At 69.9% G+C, this 6,972-nt stretch carries 8 protein-coding genes and 1 pseudogene; 2 read left to right on the top strand and 7 right to left on the bottom strand.

Features of this window, described 5'->3' with window-relative positions:
- The first annotated feature begins 117 nt into the window (after window positions 1-117).
- Entirely contained in the window at window positions 118-723 is a 606-nt protein-coding gene (locus ACN675_RS06370; RefSeq protein WP_420750049.1) for a TetR/AcrR family transcriptional regulator, read from the top strand.
- Window positions 724-769: 46 nt separating this feature from the next.
- Here ACN675_RS06370 and ACN675_RS06375 read toward each other — a convergent pair whose 3' ends face one another.
- From ACN675_RS06375 to ACN675_RS06385, 3 genes are all read right to left on the bottom strand, one after another.
- Window positions 770-1,606, bottom strand: coding sequence for a hypothetical protein (locus tag ACN675_RS06375; protein WP_420750050.1), 837 nt, complete (start codon window positions 1,604-1,606; stop codon window positions 770-772).
- A gap of 68 nt (window positions 1,607-1,674) precedes the next feature.
- On the bottom strand, window positions 1,675-2,574 hold the full coding sequence (nudC, locus tag ACN675_RS06380; protein ID WP_420750051.1) for an NAD(+) diphosphatase: 900 nt from the start codon (window positions 2,572-2,574) through the stop codon (window positions 1,675-1,677).
- 34 nt (window positions 2,575-2,608) lie between these two features.
- Window positions 2,609-3,676, bottom strand: a complete 1,068-nt coding sequence (locus ACN675_RS06385; RefSeq protein ID WP_420750052.1) for a potassium channel family protein — start codon at window positions 3,674-3,676, stop codon at window positions 2,609-2,611.
- Window positions 3,677-3,769: 93 nt separating this feature from the next.
- On the opposite strand from ACN675_RS06385, the gene ACN675_RS06390 reads away from it, so the two are divergent.
- The gene (locus ACN675_RS06390) at window positions 3,770-4,180 is read left to right on the top strand and encodes a MauE/DoxX family redox-associated membrane protein (protein ID WP_420750053.1); all 411 of its coding nucleotides are present in this window, start codon (window positions 3,770-3,772) and stop codon (window positions 4,178-4,180) included.
- On the opposite strand, the gene ACN675_RS06395 is transcribed toward ACN675_RS06390, so the two are convergent.
- The 4 genes and pseudogenes from ACN675_RS06395 to ACN675_RS06410 form a co-directional block, all read right to left on the bottom strand.
- Window positions 4,159-5,016, bottom strand: coding sequence for an ABC transporter permease (locus ACN675_RS06395; protein ID WP_420750054.1), 858 nt, complete (start codon window positions 5,014-5,016; stop codon window positions 4,159-4,161). The two genes, ACN675_RS06390 and ACN675_RS06395, sit on opposite strands and share 22 nt — an antisense overlap.
- 35 nt (window positions 5,017-5,051) lie before the next feature.
- Window positions 5,052-5,792: pseudogene (locus ACN675_RS06400) on the bottom strand (ABC transporter ATP-binding protein); the annotation flags it as partial.
- A gap of 48 nt (window positions 5,793-5,840) precedes the next feature.
- Window positions 5,841-6,224 (bottom strand): EXLDI protein, encoded by a 384-nt coding sequence (locus ACN675_RS06405; protein ID WP_420750062.1) that lies wholly within the window; start codon window positions 6,222-6,224, stop codon window positions 5,841-5,843.
- A 3-nt stretch (window positions 6,225-6,227) separates the two neighbouring features.
- Window positions 6,228-6,972 (bottom strand): RecB family exonuclease (locus ACN675_RS06410; RefSeq protein ID WP_420750055.1); only part of this gene is annotated, 745 nt, incomplete at its 5' end.

Consider the following 6,972-nt stretch of genomic DNA (forward strand, 5'->3'; position numbering starts at 1 on the left):
GCCTCCTGAGCTCTCGGCAAGTCGAGACGAGACGGACCGTCTCGTATTCTTCAGAGTGAGGCACGGAGCAGCAGGTGTCAAGACGGACCGTCTCGTCTTGTTGCTACGCTTTCGCTCATGCCCGCCCGCACCACTCCGGCCACCGCCCGGCGCAGCGCTGCCGCCCGCGCCGCCATCCTCGACGCTGCCGTCGACATCGTCGGCGAGGTCGGATACGCAAAGCTGTCCATCGAGGCCATCGCCGCACGCGCCGGCGTCGGCAAGCAGACCATCTACCGGTGGTGGCCGTCCAAGGGGTCGGTGCTGCTCGATGCGTATCTGCGATTGAGCACCGGCGACGATCCGCAACAGCCGGTCGCGCTTCCCGACACCGGAGATCTCGAAGCCGACCTCCGGACCGTCCTGCGCGCCACCGTCGCCGAGCTCACCGATCCCCGGTTCGAACGACCCCTGAGAGCCGTGACCCTGGCGGTACTGTCCGACCCCGTGCTCGCGGAGGAATACCGGCAGCGGGTCGAGGCGCCGGTGCGCGAAATGAAACTGCAGCGTCTGCGGGCCGCGCGCACTGCGGGGCAGCTTGCCTCGAACATCGATCTCGACCTCGCGCTCGACACGATCTTCGCGCCGCTCACCCAGCGTTGGCTGTTCGGGACAGGGCCCCTGACAAGGGAATACGCGGACAAGCTCGTCGAAAATGCGCTGGCCGGATTGTCCCCGCGGTAGAGGTGCACGCCCGGCGGCTCCGGACATTCATTCCCGAGTCCCACGATCACCTCTTTCGGCGTCGCTGGGCCCGCCGGGTGCGGCGACGGTTCCGGCGCTCGAGCCTGCGCGACCGGGTCCGATCCGGCATCCGGCGCAGATCCGCCGCGGGCGCCTCGGGTTCGCCGGCAACGTGCGGCTCGTCGAGTTCGACGACGGACACCGGAACCGGAGGTTGCCGCAGTTTCCCGAGCCGGCCGGCGACGATGTCCACGATCGAGGGGATCGGCTCGGATTCCGCGGTCCAGAAGCGGTACCGCTTCGAGTCCCTGAACTTCTCACCGTGCCGGTGAAGCCCGACGAACAGACTCACCTGCACGAACACCCCGAGCAGTGCCAGTGCAACCGTGGCGAGCGTGGCCAGCCCGCGCACGTACGGCCACATTGCATCCGCGATGCCCAGGTAGTGGGGGCGAAAATCCGGTGGGTAGATCCACTGCCCCGCGTGCAGGACGAATCGGCGTGCATCGAACCAGCGTGTACCGGCCGCGACCGCCAGCGACAGCAGGAGCGCCGCTGCTCCGGGCAGGCGCGCCTGAATCTCCACGACGAGGTATGTGTAGGCGAAGACGACCGACATGGCAGTCGTCAGCATTCCGAGGACGACCGTGAACGCCATCGGCACGGTGTAGAGCAACAACGCCAGTGGCGAATCGGCGAGCGATCGGGACGTCGCCCAGAACATCCACACCGCTGCGGCTTCGCACGCCAGGGCGAACACGAACAACTGCGCTGCCCGGTGAAAGCGCGCCTCTCGCAACCGTTTCCGCCAGACAGCGGACACTTCCCGCTGCCGCTCGACATGCGGCAGCACGCGCCGCGGAATCATCCTCCCCATGATCATCTTCCGACCGTAGGTGAAGACTCCGACACTCCCGGGTGGCGCTCACGCCGCCGGACAGGGCGGAAGGCTCAGGCGTTCGCCCACCCTTCGAGCATGCCGCGCGCGATCGAGATCGACCCGGGCAGCAGCAGCGGTGCGTCCTCGGGTGACGCCCAGTCCCCGACCTCGAGGGCCGCGCGGACCTGGTCGCGGGTGAACCAGAACGCCTCGGCGATCTCCCCGTCCTGGAACTCGAACGGCTGGTCCGGGTCCGCGACCGCGGCGAACCCGAGCATCACCGACCGCGGGAACGGCCACGGCTGGCTGCCCAGGTAGCGGACGTCACGCACGTCGAGCCCGACCTCTTCCCGGATCTCCCGCACCACGCAGGATTCGAGGGATTCGCCGGCCTCGACGAATCCGGCGAGCACCGAGAAGCGTCGCTCCGGCCAGGTCGGTTGCCGGGCGAGGAGTACGCGGTCGCCGTCGTCGTGCACGAGGCAGATGATCGCCGGGTCGGTGCGCGGGAACTCCTCGTGACCGGTGACGGTGCTGATGCGCGACCATCCCGACATCGTCGGTTCGGTCACGGATCCGTCGATCGCGCTGTACCCGGCCTGGTCGTGCCAGTTGAGCAGCGCGACCGCGCTGACCATCAGGTCCGCGTCGGCACTGTCGAGACGCTCCCCCAGCCGACGCAGATCGGCGACCTTCCCGGTCTGCGCGAGCACGCGGACGGCCCAGACGTGACGGTCCTCGCGCACCCCGAGGAACACCGCGCCCGGCTGCGGTTCGGGCCCGAGCTCGACGGCCTTGCCGAACACGATCGCGTCGCCGTCCACCGGCACCTGACCACGACGGTCGACGCGCAGCAGCCGGGCGTGCGCCCAGCCCGCGCGCAATGCATCGACGTCGGAGCGCAATTCCTCCGCACGGTCGACGACGGTACGGGACAGCAACGGGGTGCCGGACAGTTCGAAACGGGTCACGCCCTGCACCTTATCCGCGCCTCGCGCCGGCGGATCAGGCAGACACCCGGCGGATGTAGAGCAGTTTGTCGTTCGCCTCGACCGCATCGACCTCCGGGGCTCCGATGCGCAGCAGGCGGCCGTCGCGGACGACGCCGAGCACGATGTCGGACAGGTGCCGCGGCGATCCGCCGACCTCGCCCGGTTCGACGTCGCGCTCGGCGATCGCGAACCCGGCCTCCGGGGTCAGCAGATCCTCGATCATCTCCACGACATTCGGTGTGGTGGTCGCGATGCCGAGCAACCGGCCCGCGGTTTCCGACGAGATGACCACCGAGTCCGCGCCGGACTGGCGCAGCAGGTGGGTGTTCTCCGATTCGCGGATCGCGGCGACGATCTTCGCCTTCGGCGCGATCTCACGGGCGCTGAGTGTCACCAGCACGGCGGTGTCGTCGCGGTTCGCGGCGACGATGACCGCCGACGCGTGCTGCACCCCCGCCAGGCGCAGCACATCCGACTTCGTCGCCGACCCCTGCACCGTCACCAGTCCCTGCCCGGCCGCCGTCTCCAGCACCACCGGGTCCATGTCCACGACCACGATGTCCGACGGCGAGATACCGTCACCGAGCATGGCGTCGACGGCAGTACGGCCCTTGGTGCCGTAGCCGATGACGACGGTGTGATTACGCACTCTGCGCCTCCAACGCTGAATCTTGAATGCCTGGCGGGAATTCTCGGTGAGCGCCGACAGGGTCGTACCGACCAGGACGATGAGGAAGAAGATCCGCAACGGGGTGATCACCAGGACGTTGATCAACCGCGCTTCCGGTGTGAACGGGGTGATGTCGCCGTACCCGGTCGTGGAGAGCGAGACCGTGGCGTAGTAGATGCAGTCGAGCAGGGACATCTCGTTGTCCTGCACGTCGCGATAGCCGCTGCGGTCGATGTAGACGACGAGAACCGCCAGGGTCAGTGCGACGAGCGCGTACCCGATCCGGCGGGCGATCGCCACGCCGGGGCTCTGCTGTTCCTGCGGTACGCGCAGGACGCCCACCAGCGCGAAATCCGGGCGCTCGGTGAGCTGATCGGAGCGGCTGAACCGCGCGCGCAACCTGCCGGGCATTGCGTGGACTCCACCTCTTCGTCGTCGGTTGCCCGCACCGGAACGTGCGGACATCGCGTCGCAGCCTACGCTCAGACGGCTACCGTGGCTCACATGTCCACGCAACCGGCCCGCGCGGCCGCCCTGCGGCTCGCCGCGCTGCTGCTCGGCTCCGGAACACTGCACTTCGTGCGCCCGCAACCGTTCGATCGGATCGTGCCCCGGGCGTTGCCGGGCGATGCCCGCGCCTACACCTACGTGTCGGGTGCGGCGGAACTGGCCGTCGGTACCGCACTGGTCGTTCCGCGCACGCGCCGACTCGGGGGTGCGCTCGCCGCAGCGCTGTTCGTCGCGGTGTTTCCCGCCAACATTCAGATGGCCGTGTCGTGGCTGCGCAGCGACCGCCTCGCGCCCGCAGCAAAGGCAGCCGCGGTCGCGCGACTGCCCTTGCAGATTCCGTTGGTCACCGAGGCCGTGAAGGTGTGGCGACGCTCTCCCCGAACTCAGACACGGGACCGGCGGTAGGCGGCCCGCGCCCACAGCCAGCCGGCGAGGGTCAGGCCCACGCACCACGCGACGGCGATCCCGGCGGTCGCCGCCTCCGGGCCGGTGCCGGCGAGGAGTCCGCGGACGGTCTCGATGATCGGTGTGAAGGGCTGGTATTCGGCGAACACGCGCACCGCGGTGGGCATGGTCTCGACCGGCACGAATCCGCTGCCCAGGAACGGCAGGAGCAGCAGGATCATCGGGGTGTTCGACGCCGACTCGACGCTGCGCGCGGCCACGCCCATCGCGACCGACAGCGAGGTCAGCGTGAGTGCGACCAGAGCCAGGAAACCCACCAGCGCAAGCCATTCGGACACATCTGCGCCCGGGCGGAATCCCAGCGCGACGGCCACACCGAGTACCGCTGCGATGGCCAGCAGGGTTTGCGCGACAGCGGCACCCGCATGGCCGCCGAGTACCGACACGGGCGCGACGGGCATGGTGCGCAGCCGCGTGACGATGCCCCCGGTCATGTCCATGGCGACGCCGATCGCGGTGGACTGCGCGACGGCCGCCGCGGTCGTCACGAGCATGGTCGGCGTGAGGTACTCGAGGTAGGCGGCGCGACCCCCGGCTCCCGGTGAGACACCTTCGGCGACACCGGCTCCGAAGGCGCCCCCGAAGACATACACGAACAGCAGCAACAGGACGACCGGCATTCCGACGACCGTCACGGTCAGCGACGGGTAGCGGACCGTGCGCAGCAGGCCGCGCCTGGTCATCGTCACCAGATCGCGGGTGGCGCGGGACAGGCCGGAGGGCCCCGCCGGAACGAACGCGGGAGCGAAAGCGGTGGGGGCGTCGGCGGCGGTCATCACGCCACCTCCTTCGTGTCGGCAGTGTCGGCAGTATCGGTCGGTGCGGTCAGGGTGAGGAAGACGTCGTCGAGCGAACCCGCGTCGTGAGCGGCCTTGAGTCCGGCCGGGGTGTCGTGGGCGACGAGGCGGCCGCCGTGCAGGACGGCAACGCGGTCGGCGAGATGGTCCGCCTCGTCGAGATATTGGGTGGTCAGCAGCACGCTCGTGCCGCCGTCGACCAGGGCGCGCACCTGGTCCCAGAGGTCGCGGCGGGCGCGCGGATCCAGGCCCGTGGTGGGTTCGTCGAGGAACACCACCCGCGGATCGCCGACGAGGGTCATGGCCAGGTCGAGCTTGCGCTGCATGCCGCCGGACAACTGCTGCGCCTGCTTGCGCTCGGCCTCGACAAGGCCGAACCGGTCGAGCAGATCCGTGATGCGGCTGCGGCTTTCGGATCGGGGCAGGTGGAACAGGTCGGCCATGAGGCGCAGATTCTCGGTGGCGGTCAGCAGCGGATCGACCGCCGACAGCTGACCGGTCACCCCGATCAGCCTCCGCACGATGTCCGGTTCGCGGGCGACGTCGTGGCCCAGCACCCGCGCGGTGCCGCCGTCGGTGGGAAGCAGCGTGGACAGGATCGAGACGGTCGTGGTCATGCCGGCGCCGTTGGGCCCGAGCAGCGCCGTGACGGTACCGGCAGGCACCGTCAGGTCGAGGCCGTCGAGCACGGTCTGGTCGCCGTACTGTTTGCGGAGCCCGGCGATCTCGATCGCCGGGACGGGGTTGGTGGGCATGAACACTCCTCGCGGTGGAACCGGGCGCACCCGGCACCGCCGGGAGCGTCAGATGTCGAGGTCCTCGACCTCGGGTTCGGTGGCATTGACCTCCACCAGAGCGGCCAGCTCGGCGGGAACCTCCGCCCGCAGGTCCTCGAAGGTGTCGTAGACCTCGAGGATCGCGGCCGCGGGGGTTTCCCCCCACTGCTGGTCGGTCGCGAAATGCTTGCGCCAGCCGGTGAGCTGGCCGTCCTTGCCGGCGGTGTGCACGAAGCCCTTCGGCCGGGACACGTGGACGGCGAGTTTGCCGGTGCGCGTTCGATACACGCGGTAGTGCTCGGTTCCGGTGGCGGTGGATCGGTTCCAGTCGGCCAGCAGTACTCCCTCGCACCGACGGAAAGTCGGCGTCCTGTTCGACGATCGGCTGCAGGGCGGTACCGCCGGAAGCAGTTGCTACGAAAGCTCCTGTGATGCTTCGCCCTCGAGCTGCGGGGCCGGTTCACCGACCGCCCCTGCCGAGCGGATCAGCTGCTCGAGCTCCCCGGCACCCGGCAGATCGGCCGGCGCGACCGTGCGACCGGTGCGGACGTAGTGGAACGCGGCCCGCACCCGGTCGAGCGGCAGCTCGGCGGTCCGGCCGGTGTGCCGCGCGGTGCGCGCGGCCATGAGCTGCGCCCACGCGAGCCGGTAGGCGGCGAGCTGCATCGCCACCGACTTCAGCTTCTCGTCGGTCGGCTCGGCGCCGGTCTTCCAGTCGATGACGGTCCAGCCGCCGTCGGGATCCTCGAACACCGCGTCGATGCGGCCGCGGATCACGGTGCCGCCGATCGACGTCTCGAACGGCACCTCCACCTCGACGGGGCTGCGCTGGGCCCACGGCGACCGCAGGAACGCCTCCTGCAACCGGTCGAAGTCGGTTTCGTCGCCGTCCTCGTCGTCGGCGCCGGGCAGTTCGTCGAGATCGAGCAGCCGCGTCGCGCCGTACCGCCGCTCGAGCCACGCGTGGAAGGCGGTGCCGCGGCGGGCCAGCGGGTTGGGACGGAACGGCAGCGGCCGCCGCAGCCGGGCCGCGAGAGCATCCGGGTCGGTGGCGAGGTCGACGAGCTGACTGACCGACATCTGCGCGGGCAACACCACCTCGGCGGCGCTCTCCGCGCGGCGTTCCCGTTCGGCGAGCAACGCGTCGACGTCGGCGGCC

The organism is Rhodococcus sp. O3 (assembly GCF_048897285.1).
In the GTDB taxonomy this organism is placed as follows: domain Bacteria; phylum Actinomycetota; class Actinomycetes; order Mycobacteriales; family Mycobacteriaceae; genus Rhodococcus.